This is a genomic window from Spiroplasma endosymbiont of Diplazon laetatorius (assembly GCF_964019625.1).
Classification (GTDB): Bacteria; Bacillota_I; Bacilli_A; order Mycoplasmatales; family Mycoplasmataceae; genus Spiroplasma_A.
This window is the reverse complement of sequence record NZ_OZ026458.1, coordinates 689,678-706,187: the sequence shown is the minus strand read 5'-3', so window position 1 is coordinate 706,187 and position 16,510 is coordinate 689,678. Positions and strand designations below refer to the sequence as shown.

At 26.8% G+C, this 16,510-nt stretch carries 17 protein-coding genes and 5 tRNA genes; 21 read left to right on the top strand and 1 reads right to left on the bottom strand.

Translation table 4 applies throughout. The features are described 5' to 3' along the window. Positions 1-9: 9 nt before the first annotated feature. The 15 genes from AACL10_RS03410 to AACL10_RS03340 all read left to right on the top strand — a co-directional run bounded on the left by AACL10_RS03410 (position 10) and on the right by AACL10_RS03340 (position 10,580). A complete protein-coding gene (locus tag AACL10_RS03410; protein ID WP_338984588.1) occupies positions 10-1,572 on the top strand; it encodes a hypothetical protein in 1,563 nt (520 codons plus the stop codon). After that, entirely contained in the window at positions 1,572-1,895 is a 324-nt protein-coding gene (locus AACL10_RS03405) for a holo-ACP synthase (RefSeq protein WP_422398161.1), read from the top strand. Before AACL10_RS03410 ends, AACL10_RS03405 begins: the two co-directional genes overlap by 1 nt. A gap of 71 nt (positions 1,896-1,966) precedes the next feature. Then, a complete protein-coding gene (locus AACL10_RS03400) occupies positions 1,967-2,539 on the top strand; it encodes a lipoprotein (RefSeq protein WP_338984584.1) in 573 nt (190 codons plus the stop codon). A 70-nt stretch (positions 2,540-2,609) separates the two neighbouring features. Beyond that, the gene (locus tag AACL10_RS03395) at positions 2,610-3,479 is read left to right on the top strand and encodes a thymidylate synthase (RefSeq protein ID WP_338984582.1); all 870 of its coding nucleotides are present in this window, start codon (positions 2,610-2,612) and stop codon (positions 3,477-3,479) included. Then, entirely contained in the window at positions 3,479-3,949 is a 471-nt protein-coding gene (locus tag AACL10_RS03390) for a dihydrofolate reductase (protein ID WP_338984580.1), read from the top strand. Before AACL10_RS03395 ends, AACL10_RS03390 begins: the two co-directional genes overlap by 1 nt. A 2-nt stretch (positions 3,950-3,951) precedes the next feature. Next, positions 3,952-4,818 carry a lysophospholipid acyltransferase family protein gene (locus tag AACL10_RS03385; RefSeq protein WP_338984578.1) on the top strand — a complete coding sequence of 289 codons (867 nt, stop codon included), beginning with the start codon at positions 3,952-3,954 and terminating at the stop codon, positions 4,816-4,818. A 21-nt stretch (positions 4,819-4,839) separates the two neighbouring features. Continuing rightward, the gene (locus tag AACL10_RS03380) at positions 4,840-6,153 is read left to right on the top strand and encodes a thymidine phosphorylase (RefSeq protein WP_422398160.1); all 1,314 of its coding nucleotides are present in this window, start codon (positions 4,840-4,842) and stop codon (positions 6,151-6,153) included. A 337-nt stretch (positions 6,154-6,490) separates the two neighbouring features. Continuing rightward, positions 6,491-7,633 (top strand): hypothetical protein, encoded by a 1,143-nt coding sequence (locus tag AACL10_RS03375; RefSeq protein WP_338984574.1) that lies wholly within the window; start codon positions 6,491-6,493, stop codon positions 7,631-7,633. Positions 7,634-7,712: 79 nt separating this feature from the next. After that, a complete protein-coding gene (locus AACL10_RS03370; RefSeq protein WP_338984572.1) occupies positions 7,713-8,894 on the top strand; it encodes a hypothetical protein in 1,182 nt (393 codons plus the stop codon). A 217-nt stretch (positions 8,895-9,111) separates the two neighbouring features. Then, the gene (locus tag AACL10_RS03365; protein ID WP_338984570.1) at positions 9,112-9,963 is read left to right on the top strand and encodes a hypothetical protein; all 852 of its coding nucleotides are present in this window, start codon (positions 9,112-9,114) and stop codon (positions 9,961-9,963) included. Positions 9,964-10,139: 176 nt separating this feature from the next. After that, positions 10,140-10,215: transfer RNA gene (locus tag AACL10_RS03360), tRNA-Thr, on the top strand. Positions 10,216-10,228: 13 nt separating this feature from the next. After that, positions 10,229-10,312, top strand: a tRNA-Tyr gene (locus AACL10_RS03355). A 5-nt stretch (positions 10,313-10,317) separates the two neighbouring features. After that, a tRNA-Gln gene (locus tag AACL10_RS03350) sits at positions 10,318-10,392 on the top strand. A gap of 9 nt (positions 10,393-10,401) precedes the next feature. Next, positions 10,402-10,477 (top strand) — tRNA-Lys (locus AACL10_RS03345). Positions 10,478-10,491: 14 nt separating this feature from the next. Further along, positions 10,492-10,580 (top strand) — tRNA-Leu (locus tag AACL10_RS03340). A 90-nt stretch (positions 10,581-10,670) separates the two neighbouring features. Here the strand turns inward: AACL10_RS03340 and AACL10_RS03335 are convergent. Continuing rightward, the gene (locus AACL10_RS03335; protein WP_338984568.1) at positions 10,671-11,519 is read right to left on the bottom strand and encodes a lipoprotein; all 849 of its coding nucleotides are present in this window, start codon (positions 11,517-11,519) and stop codon (positions 10,671-10,673) included. Between the two features lie 149 nt (positions 11,520-11,668). Here AACL10_RS03335 and AACL10_RS03330 point away from each other — a divergent pair, with 149 nt between their 5' ends. The 6 genes from AACL10_RS03330 to dxr all read left to right on the top strand — a co-directional run bounded on the left by AACL10_RS03330 (position 11,669) and on the right by dxr (position 16,509). Continuing rightward, entirely contained in the window at positions 11,669-11,986 is a 318-nt protein-coding gene (locus AACL10_RS03330; protein ID WP_338984566.1) for a metalloregulator ArsR/SmtB family transcription factor, read from the top strand. A gap of 312 nt (positions 11,987-12,298) precedes the next feature. Continuing rightward, complete coding sequence (gene rpmG, locus AACL10_RS03325; protein WP_338984564.1) at positions 12,299-12,442, top strand: 50S ribosomal protein L33; 144 nt, start codon at positions 12,299-12,301, stop codon at positions 12,440-12,442. Between the two features lie 70 nt (positions 12,443-12,512). Next, positions 12,513-13,580, top strand: a complete 1,068-nt coding sequence (locus AACL10_RS03320; RefSeq protein WP_422398159.1) for an aminopeptidase P family protein — start codon at positions 12,513-12,515, stop codon at positions 13,578-13,580. After that, a complete protein-coding gene (uppS, locus tag AACL10_RS03315) occupies positions 13,577-14,314 on the top strand; it encodes a polyprenyl diphosphate synthase (RefSeq protein ID WP_338985715.1) in 738 nt (245 codons plus the stop codon). Before AACL10_RS03320 ends, uppS begins: the two co-directional genes overlap by 4 nt. After that, positions 14,298-15,383, top strand: coding sequence for a phosphatidate cytidylyltransferase (locus AACL10_RS03310; protein WP_338984560.1), 1,086 nt, complete (start codon positions 14,298-14,300; stop codon positions 15,381-15,383). Before uppS ends, AACL10_RS03310 begins: the two co-directional genes overlap by 17 nt. A gap of 1 nt (position 15,384) precedes the next feature. Beyond that, on the top strand, positions 15,385-16,509 hold the full coding sequence (gene dxr / locus AACL10_RS03305) for a 1-deoxy-D-xylulose-5-phosphate reductoisomerase (protein ID WP_338984558.1): 1,125 nt from the start codon (positions 15,385-15,387) through the stop codon (positions 16,507-16,509). The last annotated feature ends 1 nt before the right edge of the window (position 16,510 follow it).

The window sequence follows — 16,510 nt, the reverse complement described above, 5'->3', positions numbered from 1 at the left end:
AAAGCAAAAATGATTAACATAGGGCCTTGATGATTATTTGATATAATAGCTTTCGCCATAATTATAAGTTGTACTGTTTGGGGTATGACAAGAGGTTTTTTAATAACTTTTTATTTATTAATATTACAAGTAATAGCAGTTCTTCTTTTAATGTTTGTTCCTGCATTGCTTACAAACTCTTTTAATCCATTATTTATGAAGTTATGGGTTAAAGTTGGTCTTGTAGATGTATTTTCTTATTTTGGTGAATCCATAGGTTCTTTAATAACATCTCTTTTACCTGGTAGTGAAGGTTTACCAATAGATGGTTCTGGAACAGGCTATGAAATTTTAAAAACTATATCTGCTTTAGGTTTATATTTATTTTTTAGTATATTTATATTTTTATTAGTAAATATAATAGGTTTAATATTGTATAGATCTTTCAAAAGAAAAATGAAAAAAATTAGAGTTGTCAGACATGTAGATACTTTAATTGGTGCTTTCAATGGTCTTGCAATAGGTATGACTTTATCAATGTCTGTAAGTTTTATTGCAAGTTTTCCATTATTTCAAACTGAGACTCAAAAAATTGGTTTAATGGATTATTCTCATATGACAGAAGAACAATGAAAAGATAAAATTAAAAACGGAACTGCTTATAAAAGATATTCTATTTCTAGAAAAATAGCATCTCCATTACCTTCAGTTCCAATATTTGGTTTTACATATACTAATTCTTGTTTAACAAAATATGCTTTAGATCCTTTAATGGTTATTTCATCTCAATTATTAGCAAATAAAGAAATTACTGAATTAAAAGACTTCTTTGTTGTGTATGAGGATTTACTAGCTGAAGGTTATTCAACTTCAAATCCCTTAGCTTCTCCAATTTCAGCATGTATTGATGTTATGCCTCAAGACTCAAAAGCATTATTTAGACTAGCTTCAGAAATGATGTTAATGGGTTCAACGATATTTGTTGATGGTATTACAAGCGAAAGATCAAACATAACAAGTGTTGAATTAATTAATGCTTTTGATGAATATTACTCACAATCAGGAAAAGACCAAGAAAAAATTCATGAAGGTTGATTAAACCAAAGTGAAATGGTTAAATTCTATAATTGAGCTGATGAAAATAGTCAAAATGGAGAACAAAAAAATCCATTTAAAAAATTAGCAAAAAATATAGATGATAAATGAACTCAAAGTGGTAAAAAAACACAAAGATATATGTCTAAAGTTTTAAATGATCCTTTATTAACTTATAACTTCTTTAAAAACATTAACTATGTAAATGCAACTACAAGAAGTAACTTGGACACAATGCCCTTCTTATCAACTGTTTATACTTCAAACTATTTAATTGATGGTATGGAAATAACCCCTTCAGGAGAACTTAAATTAGGTGAATTTGTAGGAGTTACAAACTCACCAAAACCTGATCCAGAAAATAAAGTTTCCACTTTTGCAACTGCAAAAAACAATGTAAGTGATATAAAACACGACCAAAAATGATGAGTTGATAACTACAAAAATACTTATTGAATTCAATATTACTTTGATTTTGCAGGAAGGTACTTTAATTAATTATGGCTAAAATAGGAATTGATATAGTTGAAAATAAAAGAATTAGTTTAGATGAAAACTTTTTAAAGAAATTCTTACACAAGCAAGAAATTGAATTAATAAATAATTTGCAAAGTGATGAAGCAAAAATACAATTTGCTTCAGGAAGGTGAGCTGCAAAAGAAGCTATTATTAAGTGTTTAGAACAAAAGGTTGTTGCAAATACTATTAACATTACTTATAGAAATGAAAAACCAGTTATTGAAAACAAAGAATTCTCAACTATTGAATTATCAATAAGTCACGAGCAAAATTATTCTGTTGCAGTAGCTTTAAATATATAGAATCAACTTAACAGTTGATTTTTTTTTTTTTTTTAATAAAATTTATTTGTATCAATAAAGAAAGAGAAAAAATGAAAAAAATATTAACATTATTATCTGCTGTTTCATTAACAGCAACAGCATCTGCTAGTGTAGTGGCTTGTGGTGAAGGAAATGACAACGGTGGAGGAACTGTTGAACCACCAACTACAGAATTTTACAAATTAAATGAAATTTTTGTTTCAAAAGAAATCGAAGAAATTCAAGTTACATACAATCCCAACGGAAATGTTACTGCTGAAAAAATATATCAATCTATTATTACAAAAATATTAGAACTTAATTACAATAATAAGGAATCAAAAATCAAAGAAGTTGAATCGTGAACAAGAATGGGAAATGTTTTGGGGAGATTAACATATTTCTATTCAGAAAATGGACTAAACGAAAATTTTGAAAAGTTGAAAGAAGTTGGTGTTGGTTTACCTGTTGGAGAAAACCTGATAGAAAATTTTGAATTTAATTTAGATTTAATTCACTCTGATATAATAAATGCAAACAAAGGTCAAAGTTGAGAAAATTCTGCAAAAAACATCACACAAAAAATGGAACAAGGAACCGTTAACGTTATCATTAAAAAACTGGTTATTAAAGTAATACAATAATATAAAAACCACAAATTAAATGTGGTTTTTTATTTTTCTCAACTAGTATATAATCTTTTATGGTGATAATATGAAACAATATTTGAATTTGGTAAAAGATGTTTTAACAAATGGAGAAAAAAGAGAAGACAGAACTAACACAGGAACTGTTTCTAAATTTGGAACACAATCAAGATATGACTTGAGAGAAGGTTTTCCACTTGTTACAACAAAAAAAGTATTCTTTAAAGGAATAGTTCATGAAATACTTTGATTTATTAGTGGAGACACAAATATTAAATATCTTGTTGATAATAAAGTGAACATTTGAAATGAATGACCTTTTGAAATTTACAAAAAATCAAATGATTACAAAAATGAAACTCTAGAAGAATTTGTTGAAAAAATTAAAACAGATCAAGAATTTGCAAATAAATATGGTGAATTAGGTCCTGTTTATGGAAAACAATGAAGAGACTTCAATGGAGTTGATCAATTTAAAAACTTAATCAATGATATTAAAACAAACCCTTATTCAAGAAGACACATTATTTCTGCTTGAAATCCAGCGGAAGTTAATCAAATGGCTTTACCACCATGTCATTCTTTATTCCAATTTTATGTTTCAAAAGATGGTTTCATAGACTTACAACTTTACCAAAGAAGTGGAGATATCTTTTTAGGTGTTCCATTTAATATAGCAAGTTATTCATTACTTTTAGAATTAGTGGCTATTGAATGTAATTTAAAAGCTCGTTATTTTGTACACACAATCGGAGATGCTCACATATATTCAAATCACATGGAACAATTAGATCTTCAATTATCTAGAGAACCTAAAAAATTACCATTATTAAAAATAAATGCTCAAAACAAATCAATTTTTGACATTAAATTTGAAGACATTTCTTTAGAGGGATACGAAAGTCATCCAGCAATCAAAGGAGCTGTTGCTGTTTAATGATTACTTTAATATGGGCTCAAACCAAAAATGGAGTTATTGGAAAACAAAATAAACTTCCTTGAAATATTAAAGAAGAAATGCAACATTTTATAAACTATACTAGAGGTAAAACTATCTTAATGGGAAGAAATACTTGAGAATCTCTTTCTGTTAAACCATTACCTAATAGAAAAAATATATTAATTACTTCAAGAAATTTAGAAAAAGGTTATAATAATCTTGAATTGTCTAATGACCTTGAAAAAGTATTAGAAAAATATAAATTTATTGATGAGGAACTTGTTGTTATAGGAGGTTCTCAAATATATAGCTCTGCATTAAAATATGCAGATAAATTAGTTGTAAGTGTTATTAAAGAAGAATTTGAGGGAGATACTTTTGCTCCTTTATTTGATAGAGAAAAGTTTAAAATCATTGAGGAAAAAGATTTTAAAGACTTTATAGCTTATTATTACGAAAGGTATTAAAAATGGAACATTACGAATTAACACAAGAAGCTGCATCGGCTACTGGTAAAAAAGATAAAAAAGAAATGGCTCATGTAAGTAAATGAAGACTATTTACAAATGCTTGAGGTATATGAAGAGTTACAGTTAAAGCAAAAAAAGTGACTAGAAAAATTAAACAATATCCAAACTTATATTCAGAAGAGTGAAGATATAACTGAGTTAAAAAGAAAAGTAGAAAAGTATTAAAAATAGCTAACGTTCAAGTTGATGTTATTGGTATTGAAAACTGACTAGATAGAGGTATTGTATTGGCACCTAACCACCAATCAAATTTAGATCCTATTTTAATGTTAGCTATTAATGATTTTTCACTACAACAACCAATTGCATTTATTGCAAAACAAGAGTTATGAAAAACTAAAATCTTTAAACACTTTATGAATTTAACTGACAATATTCCTTTAGATAGATCTAGTCCAAGAAGTGCTTTAAATGCAATGAAAGAAGCTAAAGAATTAATCTCAGAATATAAAAGAAGTTTAGTTATTTTCCCTGAAGGTACAAGAAGTGCTAAACAAGAACCTAATGAATTCCAAGCAGCAAGTATGAAATTGGCTCAAATGGCATATGTTCCAATCGTTCCTGTATCAATTATCGATTCTTATAGATTATTTGAAAAAAGAAAATCAGGTAAATTCCATATTAAAGTAGTTTTTGGAAAACCAATGATGCCTGAAAAATTCATTTCACTTAAAACAGAAATGTTAACAAAAAATGTTCAAAAAGAAGTTGAAAAAAACATTAACTTATACAAAGATTGAGATCCAAAAAAACTTGGTATAAAACCAAAAAGAATCGACAAGAAAAACAGAGTAACATATTACTAGTTATTTTCGATTAGGAGGCAAATTATGAACTTTGCAAATATTATAGAAAAAAAGAAAAACAATAAAGAATTAACTGCTCAAGAAATCTATTGAGTTGTTAATTCTTTTGTTAACAATACACTTAAAGACTATCAAATGTCTGCTTTCAATATGGCTGTTTGATTCAACGGAATGACTCCAACTGAAACTGCTTCATTTACACAAGCAATGATAGATTCTGGTATTACTTATAACTTAGATGGTGTTGAAGGAATGAAAGCTGATAAACACTCAACAGGTGGAGTAGGAGATAAAACAAGTTTAATCTTTTCTCCATTAGTTGCTAAATTTGGAGTGAAAGTTGCAAAACTTTCAGGAAGAGGTTTAGGTCAAACTGGAGGAACAATTGATAAATTAGAAAGTTGTCCTGGATGAACTGGTGAAATATCTGAATCAAGATTTAAAGAAATCTTAAATACAGTTGGTATTTCAATTATGGGACAATCTGAAGAAATAGTTCCTGCAGATAAGAAATTATATGCTCTAAGAGACGTTACAGGGACTGTAGACTCAATTCCTTTAATTGCTTCAAGTGTTATGTCAAAAAAACTTGTTATACCAGCAGATAGCATTATTTTAGATGTAAAAATGGGTAGTGGAGCATTTATGAAAGATTTAGATAATGCAATTGCTTTATCTAAAGCAATGATATCAATTGGAAAAGAACACAAAAGAAATGTAAGTGTTATGATCACAAACATGGATAAACCACTTGGAAGAGCAATTGGTAATGCAATTGAAGTAAAAGAAGCTTGAGATACTTTAAATGGTAACGGACCAGATGATTTAGTAGAATTATGTGTTACTGCAGCTGGTTTAACATTAGTTCAAAACAAGGTATTTAATGACCTTGAAACAGCTAAAACAGAGCTTTTAAAGGTTTTAAATGATAAAAGTGCTGCACACTTGTTAAAAGACTTTGTAGAAGCTCAAAACGGTGATTTTGGAGTTATTTTAGATTATTATAAAAACTTTTCTACAAAACATGTTGTTGAAATAATCTCAGAACAAGAGGGTTACTTAACATTTGCATCAGCAGATCAATTGGGATATCTTTCAATGCATTTAGGAGCAGGAAGAGCTACTAAAGAAGAAAGTATTGATTTTTCAGCTGGAATTTATTTAAATAAAACAACAAATGAATTTGTTAAAAAAGGTGATGTTATTATGACTCTTTATACAAATAGAGATGATATTGAATCTTACAAACAAAAAGCAAAAGAATTAATTGTTATAAATGATAAAGTTCAAGATGAACAATTGATCCTTAAATTGCTAACTAACAAGGATGTTTAGTTAAATTTTGAAAAAAATAAGTTATTAGATGTTGAAATTATTTAGGTTTTAAAATATAATATTGTTGTCTGGAATAGTTTTAAAGAATCATTAGCCCATAATGTTTGTTTAGCCCTATCAAATGAACATAATATTTAGATTTATAATATATATAATATTGACTGTTCTAGATTTATTAAATTAGTACTCCGCCCAGAGTGCTTTTTTTTATTTCAATTATTGGAAAAAAAATCTATTACTTTTTATTAAAATAGAATAATATACTAAAAAGTGTTATTATTAAATTAGAATCAATGATTCGAAAGAAAGAAAATTAAAGAAAAGGATATAGAAAGTGATGAAAAAAACATTAAAAGCTTTTGCTCTTGCTTCAACATTTGTTGTTTCAGGGGCATCGGTTGTTTCTTGTGGTTCTCAAAGACCACCAGTGATAGAACAAGATGATAAATATATAGAACAAAATTTACTTGAAGAAATTATAGAAATATCTAATGAAGAATTTGAAGAATTTTTAGTTGAAAGATTTGTAACTTTAGACAATCCTAAAGTTAATTATTTTGATTTTACAAGAATGAAGGATAATTTCATTTATGAAATTGACACTGAATATGAAAAAATTGTAGAAAAAAATGAAAAAATAATTAAAAAAAGGGAAGGTATAAATTTTGATTCATTAGAAATTGAAAACTATAATGATAAAATAAGTACTAAATTCTTAAATTTTGATGGTAAAGATTTAACAAACATAAGTGCTATTGAAGAGAATGAAAACAAAAGAAATATTGGAAAAGCTGTATTTTCAGAATTTAATTACAATATTTTTTCTAAAAAAAGTTATAAAAGAGTTAAAAGGGAAGTTACATTACCTATATTAAATTTTTATGCTGATAAAAAGGAAGTTAAAGATTTAATTAATAATCACAATTTTATTAATTCAAAAACCTTCTCATCTTTTGAAAAATCAAATAATGAGTTAATATATACTTTTGATAGTTTTAAAAGATCAAAATATGAAACTGGTGATAAGTCAGAAATGCTTGCAATTATTGACGATATAGGTAATTTTTTTGGTAAAAATTATTGAAATATGAAAGAAGAAAAGCAAGAAAGTTATTTATACACAAATATGACAAAACAATTTGCTACAACAATAATGCCAAATGGTGATTCTCAAAGATATGATGCAAAAAACTGATCTGGTAAAAGACCAGAAGATGAAGAGAAATATTGCAAAGTTATTAATGAAAACTCTGAAATTGATTTGAAACATTATTGTGGTCAATTAGAAAATGCAAAGCAAAAGTCAGAGGAATTGGGAGTAGATAATTCATTGGAAATTATTGTTAGAGTAGATTTTGACACAAAAAAAACTGGTATATTGAAAGAAAATGAAGATAAATTTTTCTATATTTATTTTGGTACTATAAAATTTGTAAGTGATAATGATATTGAACTTTATGAATATGAATATGAATTTTAAAACTATCATATACTTTTTGATTAATTAAAATTTTTAAAAATTAAAAATGAATTTATTGATTTAAGAAAGGGTAAAAAATATGAAAAAATTATTATCAATGATTAGTATTGTTGTTTTAGGGGTTAACACTTTACCAACGGTCTCTAATGCTGTATTAATAGAATCAAATAATGTTAAACAAGAAAATAATTTACAAAATTATAATAGGTCTATAAGTGAATATGCAACTATAGATCTTAATGATGTAGAACTTGAAAAAACATCGATAAATGTCTCTAAATATGAAGAACATTTAAACAATGATGAAGAAATGTTGCAAATAATACTGACTGAATTAACAAAAGTTAATAGGAAGAACAAAGTACTTCCTCAAGTTATAAAGTCTACAAAAAAAGATTACGATAATTGAATAGTTATTTTACCTCAGTTCCCAACTAAGGATGGAGAAAAAATTGTAGATGATTTATGAATGATGTACATAGGTGATGATAATGCTTTTGAAGGTTACTTAATTGTAGAGGATTTAGAATTAAATTATGAATCAACAATTAAGAAAAAAGAACTATCTGAAGGTATTAAGAATACTCATCTTGGAGAAGTAAAGAAACTAAACGAAGAAACTATAAAAAGAGAAATTATAAAAAGGAATGACCAATTGATAAGCGAGGAAGATTTTTACATTGAAACAATAACTTATGAAGGTGCAATTGTTAAAGCAACTGAAAAGTCTAAGTTTACAGGATCTGTTATGGTTACTTTTGATGATGTATTTGGTTCTATTGGAGATATTCAAACAGATCCAGCAAGATCTGATGCTTATAATTCAGAGCAATCTTCTACAAAAACCGCTGTTACTTATATAGATGTTGATCTAGGAAAAAGTGAATTCCTAAAAACTTATAGTTATATGGATTATACATTAACAACAAATTATTATACACAAGCTATGGGTAGGTTTAATTACGTTGTTAATGAAAAAAATCCTGTTGCAAAAAGTGAAACCTATAAAGACAAAAACCACTATAAACCAAAATATCAAAGAATATATCTAAATGAAAATACTTCTATAAGTACTTTTGATTTATTATACAAAAATGTCAATCAAGAAAGGGCTTATGGAACTTTAACAGTTACTTGATTAAATGACTTTAAAATTGAAATCAAAGCTACAGTTAACACTTATGCATGAGCTACTGCTTGAAATGCTCAGTGAGCAAGATCTGAAGCAAAGATGGGCGTTTCTGATATCAAATTTAGCTAATATATTAAATTATAGTTATGAAACCACTTATTAAATTACTTTTTAAGTAAATTTATAAATGGTTTTTTAATATTTTTAATCACTCACTCAAAAAAACTTAAACTTGTTTATTAATGGGAATTAAAAAATTTTTAGTAATCCAGAGTTTTAAAATTAAATTATAAGTTTAATTTTAAAACTAAGGTTGTAGGGTGGGTTTAAGAAAGAAAGGATATAAATGTTTAAATTATTGAATTTATTAGGAGTTTTTGGTATTGGTGCTAGCTCTGCTACATTAATACCAAATCAAATTCTAGAAAATAGCAATTATAAAAATCAAACAATTTATCATCAAAATGGGCCTTACGGAGTTCAAGAAGAAGGAATAGAAACAAGTCTTATTGAAAGTTTATTGGTAACTGTAGAAGATTTTTTAGAGAAAAATAATCAAGAATTAGATAATATTGTAAGTGCTAAATTACAATTAACATCTACTGCAGAATCAACTGATACGACTCAATTAAAATATTTATTACAAGAACTTATTGTTAATGGTGGAGAAGTAATTTCTGAAAGCTATAAAACAGTTGATCTTGGTAATGGAAATTATCGTGTAGAATTTATTTTAACTTATAAAGATTCTAAAGGACAAATTAAAACTTATAACATTAATACTTATCCAAATTTATTTAATGAATACCAATTAAGTAATGGTGCTTGAAGAATAACTTTAGTATTTGTTGTTAATGAAAAAGATATTAATAATACTGAAAATCAATTTATTTCTAATATTGAGTTACCCAACTATGGATTTAAATACTATTCTCATCAAGTAAAAGACATGTTTAATAATTATGAACCATTTAATACTTTAGCTATCAAATTAATAGAATCACAAAAGAAAGTTAAATTAAGTGATTTAGAGGCGGTAAGTATTAGCAAAGCCATAATTAAAGACAATGAATTCACAATGGGTGAAAAATATTTAGATAATGAAGTTATCGAAGATGAATACTTCTATGTTTCATTTAACTCAAGCAAAATCAGTGGAACATATAATATGTTAATAAAAAATATCTATTTAAAATAGTTTGCTAAATGAACAATATTATTAATTTTATTAAAACCTAAGCTTTTTGGCTTGGGTTTTAATTATTTTATGTATAAAGTGTATATCTTTTAAAAATATTTAAAAAAAATATTGACTTTATCTTATCTTTTTTTGTATAATTGAAAAGGTTCTTACTTTTGAAAAAAAGGATAATTGCTGACTTAGCTCAGTTGGTAGAGCAATTGACTAGTAATCAATAGGTCGAAGGTTCGAGTCCTTTAGTCAGCACCACAATTTTATTAAAGGGGAGTTAGCGAAGTGGCTAAACGCGGGTGGCTGTAAACCATCTCCTAACGGTTCGGCGGTTCGAATCCGTCACTCCCCACCAGTTATTGGGCTATAGCCAAGCGGTAAGGCAAGGGACTTTGACTCCCTCATGCGCCGGTTCGAATCCTGCTAGCCCAGCCATTTATTTTCGTCTCGTTAGCTCAGTCGGTAGAGCAACTGGCTTTTAACCAGTGGGTCATAAGTTCAAGTCTTATACGGGACACCATTTTTTTTATTAACCCCCAGGTGGCGGAATAGGTAGACGCACTGGACTTAAAATCCAGCGACTTTTATCGGTCGTGCCGGTTCAATTCCGGCCCTGGGGACCATTATTAAGAATTTATTGAAAAAGCGCTTAAAAGTGTTTTTTTTTTTTTTTTAATTATTTGCAGAAAAAAAACTAGCTGTAAGCTAGTTTTTTATTTATTCATTAAATAATCAATTAGTAAAGAATTTTTATTCATAACATAACTGAATGTTTCTCCAGATTCAGGATTAGATCCTTCTTCACCACCAGATTGACCACCTGTACCAGATCCTTCTCCGCTTCCAGATTCTCCACCAGTTGATTGACCATTATTTACTAAATTAACCATTTCTGTTTCTTGATCATGATTAGTTATTATTGAATTAAGTTGTTTAAATAATTCATCGATTACAAGCTCATTTCACCCAGCTTCAGGTTCTTTTGAGAAACCAGAATATCAACCAGCAACTTTACCATTTCTTATTACTAAAAAGAAAGGAATACCTAAGTTATCTTTCTTTAAATAAGTTTCAACTTTAGCTTTTGCTAATTTTGTAACTAATTTATCACTAAGTTGTGAATTATTGTATTCTCTATATTTATAAACTTCAGTTACTTCATCAACAAGTCAAGAAAGAATATTTTTACTTCATTTTTCATCAAATTTGTTTGCTTTTTCTTCTGTTTTCATTGTTCTGAATTCTAAATCATTATTTAGTTTTTCACCAAATGCAGTCATAGAATCTGAATAATTTCCATTCAAACCTTTGATTTCTTGATTGTAATTTGTATTTAATTCTTTAGTTTTTGTTTTAAAATATGAGCTTTCTTTTTCTTGTAAATATTCAAAGCCTTGACAATATTCACAATCATCTGCTCCCATATATAAAATAAATGATTCTTTATTATCTATTCATCCTTTAAATTCTTTAAAGTATTTGTTTGAACTACAAGATACAACTGATAAACTTGATGTTCCAACTAATGCTGTGACTGAAATTACACTAAGTAATTTTCTCACTCTAATCACTCCTAATTTACTATTATTATTTTACACATTTTTACAAGTATTTTTTGTATTTTAAGTAAAAAGTTCAAATACAAAATAATTTATTTAAAATTGTTATAATTTAAAAGAACTACTAAAAGTGGTTCTAAAAGGGGTTACTTATGACAGAAAACTATAATAAATTTGCAGAAATATTTAAAGTACTTGGTGATCCTACAAGATTACAAATACTTAATATGATTTGTGATTGTGGATGTAATAAATGTGCACAAAATATTTTAGACAATTTAAGCATAACTCAACCAACACTTAGTTATCACATGAAAATGTTAGAAAAAGTAGGGCTTGTAAATTCTATAAAAGATAAGAACTCAAAGATCTACAAACTTAATAATGAAACAATAGATGAGTTAAAGGGTTTTGTATCAGAATTAACTGTTCAAAAAAAATTAATGAATTGTTCAAATTGTAATAAATAAAAATAGAGCCTAATACAAGCTCTATTTTTTAATTGCTAGCAACTTTCACAAGTACATACTTCGCATGTACAGTTCTCACAAGTACAAGATTTGTTTTCACAAACTGATGAAATATTTAACATGATTGTCCTCCTTAAGACAATTATCTATATAGATAACTATCTATATAGATAATACTATAAAATTAACTTTCTGAATAAGAAAATGAAAATATTTATTATTTATCTTAAAAAAATAGACAATTCTTTATATTTTTTTGGTATTATTAATTTGCTTAATATCTTAAATGAATTATCAAGGAGGCTTAAGAGTATGCGTGAAGGAGTTATCTTACGTTGCACAACTTGTAAAGAAGAAAATTACATAGCAAAAAATGACAAAAGAAAAGACAAAATCGAAGTTAAAAAACATTGCTTTAAATGTAATTCTCACCAAGTTCACAAACAAAAAAAATAAGGGAAATAAAACACTTTTATAAGGTTTTTTATTCCCTTTTTTTGTATAGTAATAATATAAGGAGTTATTAATTATGAAAAAAGAATTATTAAATAAAATTTTAGAAGAAACAAAAGCAGATGCAATTCTATTACATTCGCCACAAAATAGATATTGATTCTCAAGATTTCACTCTTCACTAGGATATATCTTATATACAAATAAAAAATCATATTTATTTGTAGATGGAAGATATATAACAGCTGCAAGAAATTCAAAACTATTAACAAATATTGATGAAATAGTAGAATTTGGAAAATTATATGAATTAATAAATAATGAAATAGCAAATAATAATATTAAAAAAGTAGTTTTTGAAAGTGATTGAGTATTTGTTAAAGACTCACAAATATTTGAAAAAAACTTAAACGCTGAAATAATAGCTTATAACTTTGATTCAATTAGAATGGTCAAAGATCAATGAGAAGTTGAACAAATTAGAAAAGCTTGTGATATTACTCACAAAGTATTCTTAGAAGTTCTTGATTTTGTTAAACCAGGAATGAGTGAAAAAGAATTAGCTAGATTTGTAAGTGATTCATTCTTAAAAAATGGAGCTGAAAAATTAAGTTTTGACACAATTGTTGCTAGTGGAGAAAATGGAAGTATGCCTCACGCTGTTCCAACAGATAAAAAAATTGAAACTGGAGACTTTGTTACTTTAGATATGGGATGTTATTACAATGGATATTGTTCAGATCAAACAAGAACATTTGCTGTTGGAAATGATGATAACCAAAAGTTAAAAGAAATATATGAAGTTGTATACCAATCACAGCAATTAGGTATCGAAAGTGTTAAACCTGGAATAAAAGGAAATGAAGTACATAAAATTTGCTTTGATTACATTGAGAGCAAAGGATATGGTAAATACTTTACACATGGTACAGGTCATGGATTAGGAATTGAAATCCACGAAGAACCATATAACTCAGCTGCAGGAAACAAAACTCTTGAAGAGGGTATGTGTGTAACTGTAGAACCTGGAATTTATATACCAGGAGTTGGTGGAGTTAGAATTGAAGATGATATTCTAGTTACAAAAACTGGATATGATTATTTAACAACTCCTTTAAGAGAGTTACAAATAGTTAAATAAAAGGGGAAATCATTATCAAAAAGATAGAACATATAGCTTTCATTCTTGATGGTAATGGAAGATGAGCTAAAGAAAGAAATAAACCAAGAACTTATGGTCATAAAATTGGTATGGAAAATATATTTCCTACAATAATTTCATCAAAAGAAAATGGTATTAATTATGTAACTATGTTTTGTTTTTCAACAGAAAACTGAAATAGACCAAAAGATGAAGTTAATTATTTAATGGATTTTCCTGGTGAAGTTTTTTCTAAAAAACAACAAGAAAAATATATAAAAGAAGGAATTAAAGTTGTTTGAATCGGAAGAAGATCAAAAGTTCCTGAAAAAACAAGAAAAGCTCTTGAAGATATAGAAAATAACACAAAAGAATGTAATCGAATAACTGTTCATATCGCTTTAGATTATGGTTCATTTGAAGAGGTGGAAAATTCTTTTAAAATAGTGTTTAATGATATTAATAGTAAAAATTTATCAATTGAAGATTTTTCTATTCAACAAGTTTTAGATAACTTATATACAAAAAAAACTCCTCCTGTTGATTTACTTGTAAGAACTGGTGGAGAAAAAAGGCTAAGCAACTTTATGTTATTACAGTTAGCTTATGCAGAACTTTATTTTGTAAATACTTATTGACCAGACTTTAAAGAAAAAGATTTAAAGTTAGCAATTGACGATTATAATAATAGAGATAGAAGATTTGGAGGTATAAAAGATGAAAATCAACGATAAAGACTTTGAAATTACTGATACTATTGAAGTTACTCCAGAAGATAGAGAAGATATCGGTAATAACAGATTCAAATTAGAATCAGCAAAAAGAAATCTTAAAACAAGACTTCTTTCTACAATAGTTCTTTTGGTTTTACTTTTAGGATTCGTTGGATCTGGAGCTATTTATACTTCTTTAATTAAATATGATATAAAGAATGCTGCAATAGCATCATACTTTTCAATCATATTAACAGTAGGTTTAACAATTCTTTGTTTATATGAAATGAACAAAACATTAGGTTTTAAAATATGATATTACCAAGTGGTTATAATAGTATTTTCACTAATTATATTGTTATTCCCTATGAATAATGCTTTATATAATTTCTCATTTTATCAAGAACTAAATTTAACAACTTGATTAAGTGCATGACAATTGCCAACAATTATTTCAATTTACTTAATAACTATAATGGTTATTGGTTTTGCTGATAAAAGAATTGATAGCAAAAATGCATTAATAAACTTTGTTATGACTATAATAATAACTTTAGCTTTAAAAGCTTTCTCAATAGCATCATTGTCATTAGATGGTACAGAAGCAAGATTCTCATTTAATACAATTGTATGAATTTGATTAATGATCATATTAAGTGACTCATTCCAATATCTTGGAGGAATGAGATTTGGTAAAACTAAATTAAGCCCTAACATAAGTCCTAAAAAGACTTGAGAAGGTGCTTTAATTGGTTTAGGAAGTGCAACTGGTGTTGGTATATTATTTGCAATGTTATTTGAATTTGTACCTGTCTTTGCTGGTTTCCAACCATTTAGACAACCAATGCAAGAACTTTATGCTAAATCAGTTTCTTTAGAAGTTATTGTGTATATATTATTAGCATTAGTTTTCCCAATAATTGGATTATTTGGAGACTTACTATTCTCTTGAGTAAAAAGAAAAGTAAATATTAAAGATTATTCAAACCTAATTCCAGGTCACGGTGGAGCTTTAGATAGACTAGATTCGATTCTATTCTCATTGTTCATCTTATTTATCTTTATATCTTGTTATTCACTAACTTTATAATATGAAAAATATAATATTATTTGGTGCTTCAGGAAATATTGGTCAACAATGTATTGAATTGTTGAAAGAAAATAAAGATAAGTACAATTTAATAGCGCTTAGCGTAGGAGAAAATGATTCACAAGTTGAATCTTTTTTGCTTTGATTTCCAACTATTAAAAAAGTATATTCAAATAAAGAATTAAGTGAATTAAAAATCAAATTCCCTGAAGTTGAATTTATAAATGAAGATATTTTAAATCTATTTGGACAAAATGAAGACGTAATTATTAATGCTTTAAGTGGTTTTTATGGTTTACAAGTTACTTTAAAAACTATTGAAAAAGAATTAATACTATTAAATGCAAACAAAGAATCTTTTGTAACTGCTGGAAATCTAATTAATAAAATGCTTGAAACAAGCAAAACCAAAATATATCCAATTGATTCAGAACACTGTGCTATTTTTCAATGTTTAGAAGAGCAAAATAAACCTAATGTTATTTATATAACTGCATCTGGGGGAAGTTTTAGAAATCTTACTTTAGAAGAAACAAAAAATGTTACTTTACAACAAGCTTTGGATCATCCAAATTGAAATATGGGTAAAAAAATAACTATTGATAGCTCTACAATGTTTAATAAGGCATTTGAAATACTTGAAGCATATCATTTATTTGGTGTTAAAAACATTAAAACATTATTACATCCTCAATCAATAATTCACTCAATGATTGGATTTGAAGATGGATCTATAAAAGCACAATTATCTGTTCCAGATATGAAACAAGTAATTAATTACTTCTTGCATTTTCCAAAAAGATTTTCATATTTAAAACAAAATGATATGAAATTTAATGATTTAATTAATCTAGAATTAAAAGAAATCGATGAAGTTAGATTCAAACCAATAAAATTTGCTATGCAGTGTATTGATTCTAATAACTCAAAATCAATTGCTTTAAATGCTTCAAATGAAGTGTGTGTTGATTATTTCTTGAAGGGTAAAATAAGTTTCTATCAAATAACTGAAATTGTTGAAGTTATTTTCAATGAATGTGAAGACATTGAACTTACAACTTATGAACAAATACTAAAATATGATAATGCTATAAGAAAAATGACTTTATCAAGAATCGGAGAATAAA